Source organism: Nocardia tengchongensis (genome assembly GCF_054781395.1).
The window spans coordinates 1,422,396-1,441,797 of the sequence record NZ_BAAGUM010000006.1; the positions used below are offsets into that span (position 1 = coordinate 1,422,396).

Genomic DNA, 19,402 nt, shown 5'->3' on the forward strand with positions numbered 1-19,402 from the left:
ATGGAATAGCCTGCTGAAGTGTCGGAAACTAGCCAGTCTCCCAGGACTGAACAGCGGCAGGCGGTTCAGTGGCGGCGGGCTCGGCTCGGGATCGTCATCGCGGCCGCCTCGGTCAGCTTCCTGGCCGTGCTGCTGGTGCTCGCGGCCTGGCGCGACGACCACCTCATCAATGCCGATCGGGGCGTGACCAGCGCGGAAGTGCTGTCGGCCGGCACCCTGCGGTCCGCGGTCATCTTCGTCACGCCCGACGGTGAGACCCACAATCCGAAGACCGGCGTGCTGTACCCGACCAAATTGACCGTCGGCGAACGCATCAACGTCGAATACCGGCGCAGCGATCCCGATCTGGTGCGTGTGGCGGGTCGCGATGCGCGTGTCGCCATCATTCCCGCACTGTCGGTCATCGTGGTCTCCTGGGCCATCGCCATCCCCGCGCTCTGGCTGTGCGGCTCGCCCCCGACGCGGTGGCTGCGGGCGGCGCGGACGCGGCTGCGTGGCGTGCGGACGCGATCGTCGCGTCCGGGCGTCGCCGGTTAGGGTGCGAAGGTGGCGAAAATCAGGCAGCGGGAGTCGTTTCGGGCCCAGCTGGACAAGCAGCCGAATGAAGTCGCGTCCATGTTCGACGGGGTGGCCAAGCGGTACGACATCACCAACACGGTGATGACCGGCGGCATCGACCGCTACTGGCGGTCGGTGACGCGGAAGTCGCTGGCGCTGCGTCCCGGTGAGCGGGTGCTCGATCTGGCGGCCGGAACCGGTGTTTCGACGGTGGAGCTGGCCAAATCGGGGGCCTGGTGCCTGGCCGCCGACTTCTCCCAGGGCATGCTCGCCGCCGGACGCTGGCGGAACGTGCCTATGGTGGCGGGCGACGCGATGGCCCTGCCCTTCGCCGACGACTCCTTCGACGCGGTGACCATCTCCTACGGTCTGCGCAATGTGTCCGACCCGGACCTGGCGCTGCGCGAGATGCTGCGGGTGACCAAGCCCGGTGGCCGGCTGGTGGTGGCCGAGTTCTCCACCCCGACCTTCGCGCCGTTCCGGACCGTGTACATGGAATACCTGATGAAGGCGCTGCCGAAGCTGGCCACCACGGTCAGCTCCAATCCGGACGCCTACGTCTACCTGGCCGAGTCCATCCGGGCCTGGCCGAACCAGCCGCAGCTGGCCATGCGGATCGCCGACGCGGGCTGGTCCTCGGTACGGTGGCGCAATCTCACCGGCGGCATCGTGGCCCTGCACCGCGGCTACAAGCTGGGCTGATACCCCAAGGTCCGGCCTGTGGCCTTACTCACGGTAGCGGGCCGACCTGCACCTCACAGCCGCGAAAAACGGCTGTGAGGTGGATCGTCATCTGCCGATAACGTTTGGTAAATCCCCCGCAACTCGGGGTGGCTTAACTCGGAAGCATGCCCGAGCAGCCCATGCCCCCGACGAGCACCCGGACCGCGTGCTCGTACTGCGGGGTGGGCTGCGGCATCACCGTCGAAACCACGACCGGCCCGCTCGGCCTGCCGGTGATCACCAAGGTCAAGGGCGACAAGGAACACCCGGTCAATGCCGGGCGACTGTGCACCAAGGGCAATACGCACGCCGAGCTGATGGCCGCGCCCGGTCGCATGGAGACCGCCTACCGCCGTCCCGAACGCGGTCAACCGCCGGTCCCGATGCCGGTCGACGAGGCGATTCACGAAGCCGCCCAACGGCTTCGCGTGATCCTCGACACTGACGGACCGGACGCCATCGCGCTCTACGTGTCCGGCCAGCTGTCGCTCGAAGCCCAGTACCTGGCTACCAAACTCGCCAAGGGCCACCTGCGCACCGTGCACATGGAGGCCAATTCGCGGCTGTGCATGGCCAGCGCGGCCAGCGGCTACAAGCTGTCGCTGGGCGCGGACGGGCCGCCCGGCTCCTACGACGACCTCGACCACGCCGACCTGTTCTTCGTCATCGGCGCCAATATGGCCGACTGCCACCCGATCCTGTTCCTGCGCATGGCCGATCGGCTCAAGGCGGGCGCGAAACTCATCGTGGTGGACCCGCGGCGCACCGACACCGCGGCCCGCGCCGATCTGTTCCTGCAGATCAAGCCCGGTACCGACCTGGCACTGCTGAACGGGCTGCTGCACCTGCTGATCGAGAACGGTGACATCGACGCCGGCTTCATCGCCGAGCACACCGAGGGCTTCGACGGGCTGCCCGAATTCCTGGCGTCCTACACCCCGGAACTGGTCGCCCAGGTGACCGGCCTCGCCGAGGCCGACATCCGCACCGCCGCCGCCTGGATCGGCGCGGCCGGCGAATGGATGTCGCTGTGGACCATGGGCATCAACCAGTCCACACACGGCACCTGGTCGTCCAACGCCATCATCAACCTGCACCTGGCCACCGGCGCCATCTGCCGCACCGGCAGCGGGCCGTTCTCGCTCACCGGGCAGCCCAACGCCATGGGCGGGCGCGACATGGGCTACATGGGACCGGGACTGCCGGGACAGCGCAGCGTGCTCGCCGACGGCGACCGGGCCTTCGTGGAAGCCGAATGGGGCCTGGCACCCGGAACCATTCGCGCCGAGGCCGGGCCCGGATCCATCGAGATGTTCCGCGGCCTCGCCGACGGGCGCATCAAGGCCTGCTGGATCCTGTGCAGCAATCCCGTTGCCTCCATGGCCAATCGGCGCACCGTGATCGCCGGGCTGGAAGCCGCGGACCTGGTCATCGCGCAGGACGTGTACACCGACACCGCCACCAACGCCTACGCCGACCTGCTGCTGCCCGCCACGCTGTGGGCCGAGGCCGACGGGGTGCAGGTGAATTCCGAACGCAACCTGACGCTGCTGCAGCGCTCGGTGGAGCCGGTCGGCGACGCGCGACCGGACTGGCAGCTGATCGCGCAAATGGCGACGGCGCTCGGATTCGCGGGCTTCGACTACGCCTCCAGCGCCGAGATCTTCGACGAGATCCGCCGCTTCGCCAACCCGGCCACCGGCTACGACCTGCGCGGCATCGACTACGACGGGCTGCGGGCCGGGCCCGCGCAGTGGCCGTGCCCCGATCCGGCCCAGCGGCGCAACCCGATCCGCTACCGCAACGACGGCGTCAGCCAGACGCTGTTCACCGACGCACTCGGCCATACCCCCCGCCTCGCTTTCGCCACCCCGAGCCGCAAGGCCGTGTTCTGGGCGCGCCCGCATCTGCTGCCCGACGAGATGCCCGACGACGACCACCCGTTCGTCCTCAATACCGGTCGCCTGCAACACCAGTGGCACACCATGACCAAGACCGGGAAGGTGGCGAAACTGAACAAGCTCAACGGCAAGCCGTTCCTGGAGATCCACCCCGACGACGCCGCCCGGCTCCAAGTGCGCGACGGCGACCAGCTCGAGATCGCCTCCCGCCGCGGCCGCGCCGTGCTGCCCGCCCAGCTCAGCGACCGGGTGCTGCCCGGCAGCTGCTTCGCGCCCTTCCACTGGAACGACGAACAGGGCGAATACCTGACCATCAACGCCGTCACCAACGACGCCGTGGACCCGATCTCGTTGCAACCGGAGTTCAAGGCGTGCGCCGTGCGGCTGCGCAAGGTCGCGACGCTGAGCGCCAACGCGCTCGACGGCCCCGACTCGGAAGCCGCTGTCGCCGCACCGATTCCCGTCGCGCCCACGGACAGCGGCACGGCCCTGGCGGCGGAGGCGATCGGCGGCGCGAGCATCGGCGTCGACGGGCCGCATCCGCTGGCTGTGATGCTCGGCCTGGACGGCGCCACCGCGCCCACGCTGAGCGAGGTCGAGCGGATCTACCTCGGTGGATATCTCGCCGCCCTGCAGACCCTGCCGGTGCACGGCGTGCCCGTGCTGCCGGTGACCGCGCCGATCTCCGAGCGCAGCCGGGCCTGGATCGACGGACTGCTGGGCGGGATGTATTCGCGCGGGGCGCAGGTGGTTTCACCGGCGATCGCGACCGCCGTCGATGTCACCGGGTCCGCCGGCGGCGCGGACACCGCGGGTGCGCCCGCGCGGACGGTGACCATCCTGTGGGCCTCGCAGACCGGGACCGCCGAAGATCTGGCCGCCGCGCTGACGACCCACCTGGTGGAGTCGGGCTTCGCGCCGCGACTGCTCGACATGGATTCCGCCGAACTGTCCGACCTCACCGGCGATGTGCTGGTCATCAGCAGCACCTTCGGCGACGGCGGTCCGCCCGACAATGGCGCGGACTTCTGGGAACGCCTGAACGACAGCGCGATCCGGCTGCCGAGCGTGCGCTACGCGGTCTTCGCGCTCGGTGACTCCTCCTACGACGACTTCTGCGGCCACGGCCGCAAACTGGACGAACTGCTCGCCCAGCGCGGCGCGACCCGCCTGCTGCCGCGCGTGGACAGCGAACCCGACCACGAGGACCTGTCGGCGGCCTGGTTCGACGCCGTGACCGGCGCACTGGCCGAGGGCGCGGGCGATCCGGGGACCGATGCCACGAATCGGGGTGGGGGCGCGCGCCCCGGAAGCCCCACGCCGCCTGCGCCGTTCGGCGCTCCCGGCGGCCGGGGGTCGGTGGACGACCCGGCGATTCGGAACGGCACCGGATACGACGTGCGAAACGGCGTGGCGAGTCCGCTCGGACGCGGCGCGGACGGCGGCCCCGGAAGCGCGCGGGGCACCACGGCTGTCGCGCCGGTCCGGTCCCGCGTCGCCGCGCCCTTCACGCGGAATTCGCCGGTGCTCTCGAAACTGGTTCGCAATGAATTGCTTTCCCGCGATGGTTCCGGGAAAGAGGTGCGGCAGTTCGGGTTCGATCTGAGCGATCCGGAAACCACGTACGAGGTCGGGGATTCGCTGGGTATTCGGCCCTCGAATTGCGAGTCGCTGGTCCAGGAATGGCTGGCGGCGACCGGGCTCGAGGGTCGCCGGCTCATCGAGATCGACAATGGCGAGATGCCGCTCGCCGAGGCGCTGCGCACGCAGTACGACATCACGCGGGTGAGCACGGATCTGCTGTCGTTCGTGGGTGAGCGCAATGCGAGCCCGCGGCTGGCCAAGCTGTTGCGCCGCGACAATCGCAATGAGCTGGACGGCTACCTGTGGGATCGGCAGGCGGTGGACGTGCTGCGCGATTTCCCGGTGCGGGCCGATCTGGTGGAGTGGCTGGGCGCGTTGAAGAAGCTGCAGCCGCGCCAGTATTCGATCTCGTCGAGTCCGCTGGTGAGTCCGGACGAGGTGCAGCTGACCGTCGGCGTGGTGCGCTACGGCGATCCGGCCGCCATCGGTTCGGCGGCCCGGCGCGGCGGGGTGAGCTCGACGTTCCTGGCCGATCGCGCCCATGCCGAGGTGCCGATCTTCCTGCAGCGGGCCCCGCATTTCCGGCCGCCGCTGGACCCGGCCGCGCCGATGATCATGGTGGGGCCGGGCACCGGGATCGCACCGTTCCGGGGCTTCCTGCAGGAGCGCCGCGCCCTGGGGTGCACGGGCCGCAATTGGCTGTTCTTCGGCGATCAGCACGCCAAGGACAATTTCTATTACCGGGCCGAGCTCGAGGACATGTTCCGCTCCGGTTTCCTGACCCGGTTGGATCTGGCGTTCTCGCGGGATCAGCGCGAGCGGATCTATGTACAGCACCGCATGATCGAGCACGGCGCGGAGTTGTGGGCGTGGCTGCGCGAGGGCGGGCACTTCTACGTGTGCGGGGACGCGGCGCGGATGGCGAAGGACGTGGACGACACCCTGCTGCGGATCGCGCGGATTCACGGCAAGTTGAGCGAGGACGGTGCGCTGGCGTTCAAGAAGCAGCTGGTGGCGGAGAAGCGGTACGTGCGCGACGTGTACTGATCATCCGATTCGGGACCCTCGAATGTGAAACTGTGGTATTTGTAACTCGCCCGTCCAGTCTCACAGGCGGGCGAGCCGTCACCCGACGGCTGCCAGCAGCACGGAGGGCCGGGAGCGTGAACGGTCGGATCAGTCGAATCACCGGACGAATCGCCGTGGCCGCCCTCGCGGCCGCCGCGACCCTGAGCCTGGGCGGCGTGCCCGCCGGCGCGGATCCCGCGAACTCCCCCGCCGCCCCGGTCGCCCCGGGCGTCACCGTCCCGGACCTGAAGACCGACGACGGCTCCTACATCCAGAGCGTCGCCGCCACCGACAGCCGTCACGTCGTCTTCACCGTCTACTCCGCGGCCATGAACCAGACCTTCCCGGTCGACGTGCAGCGCCCCGAGGACACCTCCGAGGCCCGCTCCACCCTGTACCTGCTCAACGGCGCGGGTGGCGGCGTGGACGCCGCCACCTGGCAATTGCGCACCGACGCACTGAGTTTCCTGTCCGACAAGAACATCAATGTCGTGCAGATCATCGGCGGTGCGTTCAGCTGGTACACCGACTGGATGCAGGCCGACAAGTCGCTCGGCGTCAACAAGTGGTCCACCTACCTGGGCAAGGAACTGCCGCCGCTGATGGACGCGGCGCTGGGCAGCAATGGCAACAACGCCATCGCCGGCATCTCCATGGCCGGTCTGCCCGTGCTGAATTCGGTGATCTTCAACCCCGGCCTGTTCAAGAGTGCGGCCGTGTACAGCGGCTTCTTCCAGACCACCACGCCGCTCGCCCGCGAGGCGATCAAGATGGTCACCGAGCTGTACGGCGGCGGCAAGGTCGAGAACATGTGGGGCCCCGAGGGCGGCCCGGTGTGGGCCGCCAACGACCCCACCCTCAATGCCGAGAAACTGCGCGGCACCAACCTTTTCATCTCCACCGGCAACGGCATCCCCGGCACGTTCGACATGCCCGGCGCGCGCGGCCGCATGGAGAAGCCCGAGGACACCGCCAAGACCGTGGCGCTGGGCTCGATCATCGAGGCCAACTGCGAGCTGTCCACGGTGATCCTGCAGAAGCGCCTGGAATCGATGAACATTCCCGCGACCTTCGAATTCCGCAGCAGCGGCACCCACATCTGGGGCTACTGGCAGGACGACCTGAAGGCCTCCTGGCCGGTCCTCGCCAAGGGCTTGTTCCCGGACGCGTAATCCCCTACACGGCAGGCGGATTGACGCGGGCGAAGTCCCCGAGCCGGTAGTACGGGTAATAGGGGTAGGGCGGGGTGACCGCGCTCGCCTTGTCCAGCCGGGCGATCTGATCGGCGTCGAGGCTCCAGCCGACCGCACCGAGATTCTGGCGCAGCTGCTCCTCGTCCCGGGCGCCGACGATGACGGTGGCCACGGTCGGGCGGCGCAACAGCCAGTTCAGGGCGATCTGCGGGACGGTGCGGCCGGTCTCCGCGGCGATCTCGTCGAGCACGTCGACCACGTCGTAGAGCACCTCGTCGTCGACGGGCGGCCCGGCCTCGGCGGTCTGGTGCAGGCGGCTGCCGGCCGGAAGTGGTTGGCCGCGACGGATCTTCCCGGTGAGCCGCCCCCAGCCGAGCGGGCTCCAGACCACCGCGCCGACACCCTGGTCCAGGCCCAGCGGCATCAGCTCCCATTCGTAGTCGCGGCCGACCAGCGAGTAGTAGACCTGGTGCGCGACATAGCGCGGCAGGCCGTGCCGGTCCGCGGCGGCCAGCGATTTCATCAGCTGCCAGCCCGCGAAGTTGGAGGCGCCGACATAACGGATCTTTCCGGCGCGCACCAGCGCGTCGAGGGCGGAGAGCACCTCCTCGACCGGTGTGCCGGCATCGAATGCGTGCAGCTGGAACAGGTCGATGTGATCGATGCCGAGTCGGCGCAGCGAACCCTCGACCGCCGAGATCAACCGGCCGCGACCGGATCCCGCGTCGGCGGGGCCCGGCCCGGTCGGCAGGGTGGCCTTGGTCGAGATGAGCACCCGGTCGCGCCGGCCCCGGATCGCCTCGCCCAGTACCTCTTCCGAGGCGCCGTCGGAGTAGACGTCGGCGGTGTCGAAGAGGGTGACGCCCGCCTCGAGACCGATGTCCACCAGGCGGCGGGCCTGGCGGGCGTCGGTATCGCCCCAGGCGGAGAAGAGTTCGCCGCGGCCGCCGAAGGTGCCCGCGCCGAAACTCAGGGCGGGAACCAGCAGACCGGAAGCGCCGAGCCGGCGGTATTCCATGACCATCACTCCTAACGGAACTATAGTTTCATTAACGCCATCGACGCTACACTCGTCTCGCCACAAACGGAACTGGAGACCCGTTATGAATCAGGACACAGCGAACCCCGGCTCGGTCCGCCCCGGCGGACGCACCGCCCGCGTCCGCGACTCCGTGCTGCGGGCCGCCGGCGACCTGCTCGCCGAACGCGGCTTCGCCACCCTCGACCTGGCCGAGGTCGCCGCCCGCGCCGAAGTCGGCAAGACCACCGTCTACCGGCGCTGGCGCACCCCCGCCGGACTGGTCGCCGACCTGCTCGCCGAGATGGCCGAAACCTCACTCCCCCACAGCGATACCGGCAGCCTGCGCGGCGACCTGCTCGACAATGCGCGGCTGGTCGGCAAGACCCTCACCGACACCCGTCAAGGCCGCCTGTTCCGGGCCGTCATCGCCGCGGCCACCGGCGACGACACCGCCGCCGCGGCCCTGCGCGGCTTCTACGACACCCGGCTCGCCGAATGGTCGCCGTGCGTCGAAGCGGCCGTCGCCCGCGGCGAGGTCCCGGCCGGAACCGACCCGCGCGCGGTGCTCTCCGCCGTCTCGGCCCCGCTCTACTACCGCCTGCTGGTCAGCGGCGACCCGGTCGACGAGGCCGCGATCGCCGCCGCGGCGCGGGCGGCCGCGATCGCCGCCGAACAAGGCGTATTCGTCTCCGGCGCAACGCCGTCCACCTGATCCAGCTCCCGGTCGCAACCGGTTCGTTAGGCGCGATCAGCGGCGAAAAGCGCTGGTGGGGAGGAGAATTGATAGATGAAGGGTGATCGAGTGGAGATCGTCGTCGATACCGGCGACGGGTCTCGGAACTACGAAATCGTCGCGACCAGAGCCGGCCGCAGGATCGAGACGCGCATCGCGCGCGGCATCGTGGAAGTCAGCGAAGTGACAAGAACCGGAGGACCGGTTCGCACCGCGCGGTTCATGGCCGGACGGGTGCTGGCCCTCGTCGAATACCCGGCCGAGGACCCGGCACTCCCCGGCGAGTGACGCCGGTTGCCGACGGGGTGGAACCGGAGCATCCTCGAAGGTGCCCGACTGGACGGCTACACCCGGCAGAAAGGAGCCCCCGATGATCGATCGTATCGACGCGGTGCCCGAGGCCGATTACGTCGAACAGCACATCCCCGCCTACCCGGCGGACGAGCCCTACCCCGAGATCTATCCGGAGGACGACGTACTCACGGACCGCGTCCTCGAATCCGATTCCGAGATCACGCCGCTGCCGACCGACGACAACGGCTGGTCGGCTTCCGAGGGCGACCTCGTGGAGCAGGCGATTCCCGTCCCGATGGGTGACGACTGGGAATCGTCGCCCAGTTAGTTCGACACCCCCGCGCGCACGGTGGCGTGCAGTTCGCGCAGGCTCGAGCGTTCGGTCGCGACCTCGAGCACGCGGATGCCGTGCGCGTTGCCGGTCAGCGCGTCGGCCAGCTGGGACGGGTCGACCTGGCGGTGCGGGACCCGGTAGGCGGCGCACAGCGCGGCCAGATCCATGCCGTGCGGGGTGCCGAAGACCCGCTCGAACACGCCCGCGTACTGCGGGTCGCCCTGTTCGAGCAGTTCGAAGATGCCGCCGCCGTCGTCGTTGGCGACCACGATGGTGAGGTCCTCCGGCCGCGGTTCGCCCGGGCCGATGAGCAGGCCGGAGGCGTCGTGCAGGAAGGTCAGGTCGCCCATCAGCGCGACTGTGCGGCCCGGGTGGGTGAGGGCCGCGCCGACCGCGGCCGAGACGGTGCCGTCGATACCGGCCACGCCACGGTTGGACAGCACCCGGATGCCGGGGCGCGGTTGCGCGACCAGCGCGGCGTCGCGGACCGGGTTCGAGGCGCCGAGCAGCAGTTGATCGCCGTCGCGCAGGGCGTCCAGGACCACCGCCGCGACATGCAGGCCGGTCGGCTTCGGGTGGCCGGCCAACTCGGCCCGCACCACCCCGACCGCCTTCTCGTTCAGATCCCGGCACAGCTCCAGCCACTCCGGCCGCGGCGCGCCGTGCGTCACCGCCCGGGTGCCGGTGCCGACCACATTGCCCGACACGTCGGGCCAGCGCGGGCCGGTGGTCAGTGCGAACACCGTGACCTCGGGGTCCGCCAGCACCTTCGACACCTGCCGGTGCAGCGTCGGCCGCCCGGTGATGATGGCCTGCTTGGGCCGCAGCAACGGCAGCGCCAGCGGGTGCAGCGCCGGGCCGTGCATGGGCGCGGTCGGCTCGGCCACGGTCGGCAGGGCCGCCAGTTCGGGGCGATGGCCCGCGCCGTGCCCGGAGATGACCACGGTGTCCGGGGTCAGGTCGATGTCGAGCGGCACGTCCAGGGTGGCGTATTGCGTTGCGGTCCAGGGCAGTTCGCCGTCCCTGCCGAGGGGCAGCGGGTCGCCGGCGACCAGGTCGGGGACCAGCGGTTCGCGCAGCGGAATGTCGAAGTGCACGGGACCGGCATTGCCGGAGCGGGTGCCGCGGGCGGCGGCCAGCACCCGGCACACCGCCGAGCGCCACACACTGTTCTGGGCCGGGTAGAGCTCGGCGCCCGGCTCGCTCTCGGCCAGGCCGAGGCTGATGTTCGCGCGCACCTGGCTACCGAAGAGCCCGAACTGCTCGACCGTCTGGTTCGCGCCGGTGCCGAGCATCTCGTAGGGCCGGTTGGCGCTGAGCACGATCAACGGGACGCGGGCGTAGTTGGCTTCGAGCACGGCGGGGCCGAGATTGGCCACGGCGGTGCCGGAGGTCATGACGACGGGCACCGGGCGGCCACTGGCGAGGGCCAGGCCGACGGCGAGGAATCCGGCGCTGCGTTCGTCGATGCGCATGTGCAGCCGGATCCGACCGGCCTGGTCGGCGGCCTGTAAGGCGAAGGCCAGCGGTGCGTTTCGCGATCCCGGGCACAGGACCACGTCTCGCACTCCGCCGCGCGCGAGCTCGTCGACGACGACGTGCGCCTGTGCTGTCGATGGATTCACGCCTCCAGCCTCTCAGACAGCCGGGTCGGGCGCTGCGTCGGCCCGATCACACCTATACTGGAAAGTTAGGGTTTGCTAACCTAAGCGAATGGCGAAGCGCACTAAGCATGTCAAGCCCGAGCACCGGGAAATCCTCACCGCCGAAGTACTGGCCAGCAAACGGATCAGCCCGCACTTCGTGCGCGTCACCCTGGGCGGACCCGGCCTGGCGGGCTTCACCGCCATGGGCTTCGACCAGTGGTTCCGGCTGTTCATGCCCGGCCGCGACGGCGAACTGCGCCTGCCCACCTCGGCCACCAACCTCGGCTGGTACGCGCAGTACCTGATGATGGGCAAGGAACACCGGCCGCTGGCCCGCAACTACACCGTCCGCGACTACCGGGCCGCCGGCTTCGGCGAGTACGGCTCCACCGCCGAGATCGACATCGACTTCGCCATCCACGGCGACGACACCCCCGCCGCCGCCTGGGCGAACACCGTCACCCCGGGCTGCAAGGCCGGACTGCTGGACGAGGGCATCACCTATCAGGCGCCCGACCACAGTGAATGGACCCTGCTGGTCGGCGACGAGAGCGCGCTGCCCGGCATCGCGGGCGTGCTGCGGTCGCTGCCGCGCGACGCGAAGGGCGCGGCCTATATCGAGATTCCGGCCGCCGAGGACGCGCAGGAACTGGGCGAACCCGCAGGCGTGCAGGTGAACTGGCTGGTCCGCACCGAGACGCACGGCGAGGTGGGCGCGCTGGCGGCCGAGGCCGTGCGGGCGGCGGACCTGCCCGCGACGGGCGTCTACGCCTTCGTGGCGGGCGAGCAGAAGTTGGCCGCCGGCGTGCGGCGGCACCTCGCGCAGGAGCGCGAAATCCCCAAGGCGGACATCACTTTCACCGGCTACTGGCGGGTCGGCAAGTCCCAGGGATGAAACACTGACCTGTTCGCGGCCCCTCGCCGGGCCGCGAACCGGTCGGCTGACTAACCAGCGTGACGCTGGACCAACTCACCCAGGCGCGGAAGAGCCTCGGCGACATGCTTCTTCGCCGACGAGCGCATGGAGTTGTAGACCTTGGTCAGCGCCGGACGCGACGACGCCTCGGCCCGCGCGTCGGTGACCGACAGCAGAGCGTCGGCGACCTGGTCCTGCTTGGCGACCAGCAGATCGGCGAACGAACCCGCGCCGCTGCTCTTGTACTCGGCCCAGAACGGCTCGAGCTGCTCGACGAACTTGGGCACGAAGGACTCCAGCGCGTCACCCACGATCGAGGGGCTGACCTTCTTGATCGCGGCGTAGCCGCCCTTGACGACGAGGCCCGACGCGCCGCCCTTGTCCGACACCTCCTCGTCCAGAACCTTCTCCGCATCCGCGATGAAGGCGGGACGCTTGGCGTCATCGAGCAGGGATTCAGACAGTGCTGCAACCACTTTCAGGTTCCTCCGGATAGTTTTTCGATGAACGAGCGCACGCAACTATACGCACCGGTGCCCCCACACACACGATGCCAATGCGCTGCTACTGCCACAGCAGCAACAGCACTGTAAGCCCTCCGCAATCGATTGGCAGCGTTTCACTTTCGACGACAGTTCGCCGCTCGTTCATTTCTCGCGAGTAACAAGCGACCGGTTAACACTTCGGGCAGCCTTCCGGCTAACGATCAGCGCGCTTGTCCGATGGCCGAATTCCGCCGCCGCCATTCCGGGGTGAGGCGCGAAACACCGCGCCGAACTGCGGTGGGTCTTCACCACGCGAAGAGCCGGAACAGTATGTTCAACTCCCGTGACCTTCAATGCGACGCTGTGGCGACCCGTTCCGGGCTTCGAGAACCTCACCGACATCACGTACCACCGGCACATCGAGCAGGGCACGGTACGGATCGCCTTCGATCGCCCCGAGGTCCGCAACGCGTTCCGGCCGCACACCGTCGACGAGCTCTACCGCGCCCTCGACCACGCCCGCATGACCTCCGATGTCGGCGCCGTCCTGATCACCGGCAACGGACCCAGCCCCAAGGACGGCGGCTGGGCCTTCTGCTCCGGCGGCGACCAGCGCATCCGCGGGCGCAGCGGCTACCAGTACGCCTCCGGTGAGACCGCCGACACCGTGGACGCGGCCCGCGCCGGCCGACTGCACATCCTCGAGGTGCAGCGACTCATCCGCTTCATGCCCAAGGTGGTCATCGCCCTGGTCAACGGCTGGGCGGCGGGCGGCGGGCACTCCCTGCACGTGGTCTGCGACCTCACCCTCGCCTCGCGCGAGCACGCGCGGTTCAAGCAGACCGACGCCGACGTGGGCAGCTTCGACGGCGGCTACGGCAGCGCCTACCTGGCGAAGATGGTGGGGCAGAAGTTCGCCCGCGAGATCTTCTTCCTGGGGCGGCCCTACACCGCCGAGGAGATGCACGCCATGGGCGCGGTCAATGCGGTCGTGGATCACGAGCAGCTCGAAGACGTCGCACTGGAGTGGACGGCCGACATTCTGGGCAAGTCGCCGCAGGCCATCCGGATGCTGAAGTACGCCTTCAACCTTCAGGACGACGGACTGGTCGGTCAGCAGCTCTTCGCCGGCGAGGCGACCCGGCTGGCCTACATGACCGATGAGGCCGTCGAAGGACGTGACGCGTTCCTCGAGAAGCGCGACCCGGACTGGAAGCCGTACCCGTACTACTTCTGACCTTCGGAAATCCGCCGGGGGCCGCGCCGCCGAACCCGCAGGTGCAGCAAACAGCAAGCTGTCATGCTGCACTCATGGAGATACTGAGCAGTCGGGTAATCCTGCGGCCCCGCGACTACGAAAAGACGCTCGCGTTCTATCGCGACGCGCTGGGCCTGGCCATCGCCCGCGAGTATCCGGGCGGGACGGTCTTTTTCGCGGGGCAAGCGCTGCTCGAGGTGGCCGGGCACGGACGCGCGGACGACGCCCCGAGCGGATTCGCGGGGGCGATCTGGCTGCAGGTGCGCGACTGCGCCGACGCCGCCACGGAACTCGCGCTGCGCGGGATCGCCATCGACCGCGCACCCGTGCGCGAACCGTGGGGGCTCATCGAGATGTGGATCCGCGACCCCGACGAAGTGCCGCTGGTCCTGGTGGAAATCCCGGCGAATCACCCGATCCGCCGGGACATCCGGGGCGACGATTGAGGTCGCCGCAGTCCTTAGCACGAAGGTAACTGTGAAATACGTCCGGGGGCACCGGTTAACAGAGCGTAAAGGGTATGACGCAAACTGATCGGTGTGTCTGCCGAACTGCTCGTTCTGCTGATCGTTGTTTGCACAGCCTTGGCGTTCGACTTCACCAACGGATTCCATGACACCGCGAACGCGATGGCTACCTCCATCGCCACCGGGGCGTTGCGGCCGCGTACCGCCGTACTCCTGTCCGGGGCGTTGAATCTCATCGGTGCTTTCCTCAGTGTGGCCGTCGCGGCGACGGTGGCCTCGGGCATCGTCGACCTCTCGGAGGTGAGCGGACGGGCCCTGCTCGACATCGTCTTCGCCGGTCTGGTCGGCGGCATCCTGTGGAATCTGTTCACCTGGCTGTTGGGTTTGCCGTCGAGTTCCTCGCACGCCTTGTTCGGCGGCATCATCGGCTCGACACTGGCGGCGCTCGGCCTGCACGGAGTGATCTGGACCGCGGGCAGCAAGGGCGTCATCGCCAAGATCATCATCCCGGCCGTGCTCTCCCCCGTCGTGGCCGCGCTGGTCGCGTCCGCCGCCTCCTGGCTGGTGTACCGGATCACCCGCGGCAGCAACGAGAAGACCGTGTCCCGCGGCTTCCGCTGGGGACAGATCGGCACCTCCTCCCTGGTCTCGCTCGCGCACGGCACCAACGACGCGCAGAAGACCATGGGCATCATCTTCCTGGCGCTCATCGCGCACGGTTCGGCCAAAGCCACCGACCCGCTGCCGCTGTGGGTGATCGTGTCCTGCGCCGTCGCCATGGCCGCCGGCACCTGCCTCGGCGGCTGGCGCATCATCCGCACCCTGGGCAAGGGCCTGGTCGACATCGCGCCGCCGCAGGGCTTCGCCGCCGAATCCACCAGCGCGGCGATCATTCTCACCTCGGCCCACTTCGGCCTGCCGCTGTCCACCACGCAGGTGGTCACCGGATCCATCCTCGGCTCCGGCATCGGCCGCCCCGGCGCGGAAGTGCGCTGGAACGTGCTCGGCCGCATGGTGGTGGCCTGGGTGCTGACGCTGCCGCTGGCCGGCGTGGTGGGCGCGATCTGCTGGGCCATCCTGCACGGCATCGGCGGCACCGTGGGCGTGCTCGTGGTGTTCGCGCTGCTGATCGCGATGGCCGCGCTGATCTGGTTCCGGTCCAAGCGCGCCGTGGTCAACTCGCACAACGTCACCGCCGAATGGGAAGGCGCCGAGGCCCCCGTTGCCCCGGCCGCGACGCCCGCCCCGAACCACCGCAACGACGACACCGTCGGAATCGGGTAGGAGAGACCGCGATGCACACCCTGCTGCACAACCTCTCCGACCTGTGGCGAGTCATGCTGGCGGCCATGCTCTTCGGCGCCGGGCTGCCCACCGTCTTCGCCGTCGGCATCCGCTGCCGCGCCCGGGTGGACGACGGTGCGACCGGCGTCACCCGCACCGCCGCGCTGGTCGCCTCGACACTCTGCTTCGCGGTGGTCATGATCGCGGTGGTGGTCGGTGTGCTCTTCATCGCAAAGGGCTTCCTCGCCACCCGACTCGGAATTCACCTGCTCGGCGCGTGACGCCGCCTGATCGAAAGGCACGCTCGTGAGTACCCCGGAAACCCCCGCCCAGCCCGTCGCCGACCCGGCCCCCGTCGCCGCGCCGCCGCGGCAGAACGTGCTGCAGAAGGTGCTGGACTGGCTCAAAGCGGGATACCCGCAGGGCATTCCGCAATCCGACTACGTGGCGCTGCTCGCCGTCCTGCACCGGCGGCTCACCGACTACGAGGTGCAGCTCGTGGTGGAGCGGCTGGTCCGGGACCGGGTGGCCGGCACCGATATCGAGCGGACCGACATCGAACGCGCCGACATCGAGGCGGCCATCGCCCGAGTTGCCAAGGAGCAGCCCGGCGAGGACGATATCGCTCGAGTGGCATCCAGGCTCGCAGCCGGTGGATGGCCGCTGGCGACACCGACGTCCGACTGACCGCACGAGCCCCGCAGCATCGATACGCGGCCGCTGACCCCACCGCGCGCCGCCACTCCACGGAATGACACGATCGCGAACGTGAGCAATACCCTCCGAATCCTCCCCATGCCCACCGGCGCAGCGGTGGGCGATGTATTGCCGCATCTGCGGGAAGCCTTGGAGGGCAACGGCCCCGCCTGGCTCCCCGTCCCCACCGCCGACCGCCGCGAGACCCAGCGCCTGAGCGGCAGCCTGCGGCCCGGCGAGGACATCGACGACGAGGTGGCCCTGGTGGTCACCACCTCCGGCACCACCGGAAATCCCAAGGGCGCCATGCTCACCGCGGCCAATCTGCGGGCCAGCGGCGACGCCACCCACGAACGGCTGGGCGGGCCCGGCCAGTGGCTGCTGGCGCTGCCCACCCATCACATCGCCGGTATCCAGGTGCTGCTGCGCAGCATTCTGGCCGGCACCGAACCGACCTTCCTGGACGTGTCCGGTGGCTTCCTGCCCGAAGCCCTGGTCGGCGCGATCGCGAGCATGCGCGGCCCGCGTCGCTACACCTCGCTGGTCCCCACCCAGCTGATCAAGGCCCTCGACGAACCCGCCGCCACCGCGGCCCTGGCCGGACTCGACGGCGTGCTCGTCGGCGGCGCCGCCACCCCGAAGCCGGTGCTGGACCGGGCCCGCGCCGCGGGCATCAAGGTCTTCCGCACCTACGGCATGAGCGAGACCTGCGGCGGGTGCGTGTACGAGGGAGTACCGCTGACGGGCACGAAGGTACGCATCGAGGACGGCCGGGTCATGCTCGGCGGCGACACCATCGCCAGGGGTTACCGCAACATCCCCGACCACCCCGCCTTCGCCGAACCCGGCTGGTTCCGGACCGAGGACGCGGGCCACCTCGACGAGAACGGCGTGCTCACCATCACGGGCCGCCTCGACGAGGCCATCATGACCGGCGGCCTGCTGGTCATCCCCCAGGTCGTCGAGGCCGTCCTGATCACCCACCCCGCCGTCGCCGAATGCGTGGTCCTCGGCCTGCCCGACGACCGCCTCGGCCAGCGGGTGGTCACCGCCATCGTCCCCGCGCCCGGCGCGACCGCCCCGACCCTCGACGAACTGCGCGACCACGTGGTCGCCGAACTCGACGCCATCGCCGCCCCGCGCGAACTCGCCGTCCTCGACGAGCTGCCCTTGCGCGGCCCCGGCAAGCCCGATCGCGCCAAGCTCCGCGAAGTCCTGTTGGCCGCGTCACCCCACTGAGCACGATCGACCACGGCCCGTTCATCGGCAGGTGAACGGGCCTTTTCGCGTCCCGGGACCGGCTCGCCGCCCGCGCAAGAGCCGCTTGCGTGGGGCATGCAATCGCTGTGCAAGGGGGGTGCAAGGGGCGGCCGCCAAGGTAGTGCCATGACTTCTTACACACCTGCTGAGACGCTCGCCATCGAGGCGGACGGCCTGGTCAAGGTCTTCGGGGAGCAGCGGGCCGTGGACGGCGTGAGTCTCGCGGTGCCGCGGGGGGCCGTCTACGGCGTGCTGGGTCCGAACGGAGCCGGCAAGACCACCACCATCCGCATGCTCGCCACCCTGCTCCGCCCCGACGGCGGCAGCGCCCGCATCTTCGGCCGCGACGTGGTGGCCGAACCGACCGCGGTCCGCTCACTGATCGGCGTGACCGGCCAGTACGCGTCCGTCGACGAAAAGCTCACGGCCACCGAGAATCTGGTGATCTTCTCGCGGCTGCTCGGCCTGTCCCGGGCCGAGTCGCGGCGCAAGTCCGCCGAACTGCTCGAGGAGTTCGGCCTCACCGAAGCCTCCGACAAGGCGCTGGAGAACTTCTCCGGCGGCATGCGGCGGCGCCTGGATCTGGCCGCCAGCCTGATCGCCCGCCCGCCGCTGCTGTTCCTCGACGAGCCGACCACCGGCCTCGACCCGCGCACCCGCGCCCAGATGTGGGACACCATCCGGCGGCTGGTGCGCGACGGCTCCACGGTGCTGCTCACCACGCAGTACCTGGACGAGGCCGATCAGCTCGCCGACCGGATAGCGGTCATCGACCGCGGCAAGGTCATCGCCGACGGCACCTCCGACCAGCTCAAGTCCTCGGTCGGACTGTCCACGCTGCAGCTGACCCTGGCCGACCGCGACCGCATCGACGAGGCCCGGATCCTGGTGGGCGAGTATCTGTCCCGCGCCGCGGGCCGCGTCGTCGACGCCACCATCACCCCCGAGGCGGGCCGCATCACCGCGCCCCTGCCCGACCCCGCCATCACCACCGACATCCTGATCCGGTTGCGCGAGAGCGACATCCGGGTCGACGAGATCAATGTCGCCAAGCCCAGCCTGGACGAAGTGTTCTTCGCACTCACCGGGCACGGCGCCGAGGACGACGACACCACCGACACCGAACGGAGCGCGGCATGACCACGACTCTCACCGCCCCCGCGGGGCGGCACGCGGCCACCGCCGCCCCCATTCCCGAAGTCTCCAACCACATCCCGTTCAAGCAGACCGTGGCGAATTCGCTCACCATGGCCTACCGCGGGATCGTCAAGATCAAGCACAATCCCGAGCAGCTGTTCGACGTGACCGTGCAGCCGATCCTGTTCACCGCGCTGTTCGCCTACATCTTCGGCGGCGCGATCGGCGGCAACGTCCACGACTACCTGCCCATCCTGATCCCCGGCATCCTGGTCCAGACCGTGGTGCTGACCTCCGTCGTCACCGGCACCCAGCTGCGTGAGGACATGGACAAGGGCGTGTTCGATCGCTTCAAATCCCTGCCCATCGCCCGCATCTCGGCGCTGGCCGGTGCGCTGATCGCCGACATGGTGCGCTACGCGCTGGCCACCTCGCTGACCCTGGGCATGGGCCTGATCCTGGGCTACCGGCCGCACGGCGGTTTCGTCGCCGTGATGGTCGCCGGGCTGCTGGTGGTGTTCTGCTCCTTCGCCATCAGCTGGATCTGGGCGCTGATCGGCATCACCGGCAAGAGCGCCCCTGCGGTGCAAGGCATGTCGATGATGATCATGTTCCCGCTGACGTTCATGTCCGGCGCGTTCGCCCCGGCGTCGACCATGCCGGGCTGGCTGCAGGGCATCAACAAGGCAAATCCCATCTACTACATGGTCGAGGCCGCCCGTGAACTGATGAACGGCAACGTCTACAGCTCCAACCTGGCCTGGTCGCTGATCGGCTCGGTCGTGGTGATCGCCATCTTCGCGCCGCTCGCGGTGCGGGCGTACATGCGCCGCGCCTGACCCGA

The 19,402-nt window shown here is 69.4% G+C and carries 19 protein-coding genes; 16 read left to right on the forward strand and 3 right to left on the reverse strand.

What is annotated here, in order from left to right; genetic code table 11:
* Nucleotides 1–18 precede the first annotated feature (18 nt).
* From ACYVKL_RS17415 to ACYVKL_RS17430, 4 genes are all read left to right on the forward strand, one after another.
* Nucleotides 19–537 (forward strand): DUF3592 domain-containing protein, encoded by a 519-nt coding sequence (locus ACYVKL_RS17415; RefSeq protein WP_379164581.1) that lies wholly within the window; start codon nt 19–21, stop codon nt 535–537.
* 9 nt (nt 538–546) lie between these two features.
* Entirely contained in the window at nt 547–1,260 is a 714-nt protein-coding gene (locus ACYVKL_RS17420; RefSeq protein WP_379164583.1) for a demethylmenaquinone methyltransferase, read from the forward strand.
* Nucleotides 1,261–1,406: 146 nt separating this feature from the next.
* Nucleotides 1,407–5,813, forward strand: coding sequence for a bifunctional nitrate reductase/sulfite reductase flavoprotein subunit alpha (locus ACYVKL_RS17425; protein WP_379164585.1), 4,407 nt, complete (start codon nt 1,407–1,409; stop codon nt 5,811–5,813).
* A gap of 116 nt (nt 5,814–5,929) precedes the next feature.
* The gene (locus ACYVKL_RS17430; RefSeq protein ID WP_379164587.1) at nt 5,930–7,006 is read left to right on the forward strand and encodes an alpha/beta hydrolase; all 1,077 of its coding nucleotides are present in this window, start codon (nt 5,930–5,932) and stop codon (nt 7,004–7,006) included.
* 4 nt (nt 7,007–7,010) lie between these two features.
* On the opposite strand, the gene ACYVKL_RS17435 is transcribed toward ACYVKL_RS17430, so the two are convergent.
* Entirely contained in the window at nt 7,011–8,045 is a 1,035-nt protein-coding gene (locus ACYVKL_RS17435; RefSeq protein WP_379164589.1) for an aldo/keto reductase, read from the reverse strand.
* Nucleotides 8,046–8,130: 85 nt separating this feature from the next.
* Here ACYVKL_RS17435 and ACYVKL_RS17440 point away from each other — a divergent pair, with 85 nt between their 5' ends.
* The 3 genes from ACYVKL_RS17440 to ACYVKL_RS17450 all read left to right on the forward strand — a co-directional run bounded on the left by ACYVKL_RS17440 (nt 8,131) and on the right by ACYVKL_RS17450 (nt 9,403).
* Nucleotides 8,131–8,760 carry a TetR/AcrR family transcriptional regulator gene (locus ACYVKL_RS17440; RefSeq protein ID WP_379164591.1) on the forward strand — a complete coding sequence of 210 codons (630 nt, stop codon included), beginning with the start codon at nt 8,131–8,133 and terminating at the stop codon, nt 8,758–8,760.
* 90 nt (nt 8,761–8,850) lie between these two features.
* On the forward strand, nt 8,851–9,069 hold the full coding sequence (locus ACYVKL_RS17445; RefSeq protein WP_379164593.1) for a hypothetical protein: 219 nt from the start codon (nt 8,851–8,853) through the stop codon (nt 9,067–9,069).
* Nucleotides 9,070–9,151: 82 nt separating this feature from the next.
* Nucleotides 9,152–9,403, forward strand: a complete 252-nt coding sequence (locus ACYVKL_RS17450) for a hypothetical protein (protein WP_379164595.1) — start codon at nt 9,152–9,154, stop codon at nt 9,401–9,403.
* On the opposite strand, the gene menD is transcribed toward ACYVKL_RS17450, so the two are convergent.
* Nucleotides 9,400–11,034, reverse strand: coding sequence for a 2-succinyl-5-enolpyruvyl-6-hydroxy-3-cyclohexene-1-carboxylic-acid synthase (gene menD / locus ACYVKL_RS17455; protein WP_357190467.1), 1,635 nt, complete (start codon nt 11,032–11,034; stop codon nt 9,400–9,402). The genes ACYVKL_RS17450 and menD overlap by 4 nt on opposite strands.
* Before the next feature lie 88 nt (nt 11,035–11,122).
* Between menD and ACYVKL_RS17460 the strand changes: the two genes are divergently transcribed.
* Nucleotides 11,123–11,950: a siderophore-interacting protein gene (locus ACYVKL_RS17460; protein WP_379164597.1), complete on the forward strand. Its 828-nt coding sequence runs from the start codon at nt 11,123–11,125 to the stop codon at nt 11,948–11,950.
* A 50-nt stretch (nt 11,951–12,000) separates the two neighbouring features.
* Here the strand turns inward: ACYVKL_RS17460 and ACYVKL_RS17465 are convergent, their stop codons facing one another.
* On the reverse strand, nt 12,001–12,447 hold the full coding sequence (locus ACYVKL_RS17465) for a DUF6918 family protein (RefSeq protein WP_357190463.1): 447 nt from the start codon (nt 12,445–12,447) through the stop codon (nt 12,001–12,003).
* A 352-nt stretch (nt 12,448–12,799) separates the two neighbouring features.
* Here ACYVKL_RS17465 and ACYVKL_RS17470 point away from each other — a divergent pair, with 352 nt between their 5' ends.
* From ACYVKL_RS17470 to ACYVKL_RS17505, 8 genes are all read left to right on the forward strand, one after another.
* Nucleotides 12,800–13,693: a 1,4-dihydroxy-2-naphthoyl-CoA synthase gene (locus ACYVKL_RS17470; RefSeq protein WP_379164599.1), complete on the forward strand. Its 894-nt coding sequence runs from the start codon at nt 12,800–12,802 to the stop codon at nt 13,691–13,693.
* A 74-nt stretch (nt 13,694–13,767) separates the two neighbouring features.
* On the forward strand, nt 13,768–14,160 hold the full coding sequence (locus ACYVKL_RS17475) for a VOC family protein (protein WP_379164601.1): 393 nt from the start codon (nt 13,768–13,770) through the stop codon (nt 14,158–14,160).
* A gap of 93 nt (nt 14,161–14,253) precedes the next feature.
* Entirely contained in the window at nt 14,254–15,465 is a 1,212-nt protein-coding gene (locus ACYVKL_RS17480; protein ID WP_379164603.1) for an inorganic phosphate transporter, read from the forward strand.
* 11 nt (nt 15,466–15,476) lie between these two features.
* Nucleotides 15,477–15,746: a hypothetical protein gene (locus ACYVKL_RS17485; RefSeq protein WP_213559172.1), complete on the forward strand. Its 270-nt coding sequence runs from the start codon at nt 15,477–15,479 to the stop codon at nt 15,744–15,746.
* A 25-nt stretch (nt 15,747–15,771) separates the two neighbouring features.
* Complete coding sequence (locus ACYVKL_RS17490) at nt 15,772–16,152, forward strand: DUF3349 domain-containing protein (protein WP_379164605.1); 381 nt, start codon at nt 15,772–15,774, stop codon at nt 16,150–16,152.
* Nucleotides 16,153–16,260: 108 nt separating this feature from the next.
* Nucleotides 16,261–17,400 (forward strand): o-succinylbenzoate--CoA ligase, encoded by a 1,140-nt coding sequence (menE, locus tag ACYVKL_RS17495; protein WP_379165768.1) that lies wholly within the window; start codon nt 16,261–16,263, stop codon nt 17,398–17,400.
* A 147-nt stretch (nt 17,401–17,547) separates the two neighbouring features.
* On the forward strand, nt 17,548–18,561 hold the full coding sequence (locus ACYVKL_RS17500) for an ATP-binding cassette domain-containing protein (protein ID WP_357190453.1): 1,014 nt from the start codon (nt 17,548–17,550) through the stop codon (nt 18,559–18,561).
* Nucleotides 18,558–19,397, forward strand: a complete 840-nt coding sequence (locus ACYVKL_RS17505; protein ID WP_379164607.1) for an ABC transporter permease — start codon at nt 18,558–18,560, stop codon at nt 19,395–19,397. The genes ACYVKL_RS17500 and ACYVKL_RS17505 overlap by 4 nt, the downstream gene beginning before the upstream one ends.
* Nucleotides 19,398–19,402: the final 5 nt, after the last annotated feature.

Bases quoted from the DNA above. Each gene is read 5' to 3' on its own strand.
- ACYVKL_RS17475 (WP_379164601.1), top strand. From the start codon at position 13,768: ATGGAGATACTGAGCAGTCGGGTAATCCTGCGGCCCCGCGACTACGAA.
- ACYVKL_RS17460 (WP_379164597.1), top strand. From the start codon at position 11,123: ATGGCGAAGCGCACTAAGCATGTCAAGCCCGAGCACCGGGAAATCCTC.
- ACYVKL_RS17450 (WP_379164595.1), top strand. From the start codon at position 9,152: ATGATCGATCGTATCGACGCGGTGCCCGAGGCCGATTACGTCGAACAG.
- ACYVKL_RS17440 (WP_379164591.1), top strand. From the start codon at position 8,131: ATGAATCAGGACACAGCGAACCCCGGCTCGGTCCGCCCCGGCGGACGC.
- menE (WP_379165768.1), top strand. From the start codon at position 16,261: ATGCCCACCGGCGCAGCGGTGGGCGATGTATTGCCGCATCTGCGGGAA.
- ACYVKL_RS17500 (WP_357190453.1), top strand. From the start codon at position 17,548: ATGACTTCTTACACACCTGCTGAGACGCTCGCCATCGAGGCGGACGGC.
- ACYVKL_RS17425 (WP_379164585.1), top strand. From the start codon at position 1,407: ATGCCCGAGCAGCCCATGCCCCCGACGAGCACCCGGACCGCGTGCTCG.
- ACYVKL_RS17435 (WP_379164589.1), bottom strand. From the start codon at position 8,045: ATGGAATACCGCCGGCTCGGCGCTTCCGGTCTGCTGGTTCCCGCCCTG.
- ACYVKL_RS17505 (WP_379164607.1), top strand. From the start codon at position 18,558: ATGACCACGACTCTCACCGCCCCCGCGGGGCGGCACGCGGCCACCGCC.
- ACYVKL_RS17485 (WP_213559172.1), top strand. From the start codon at position 15,477: ATGCACACCCTGCTGCACAACCTCTCCGACCTGTGGCGAGTCATGCTG.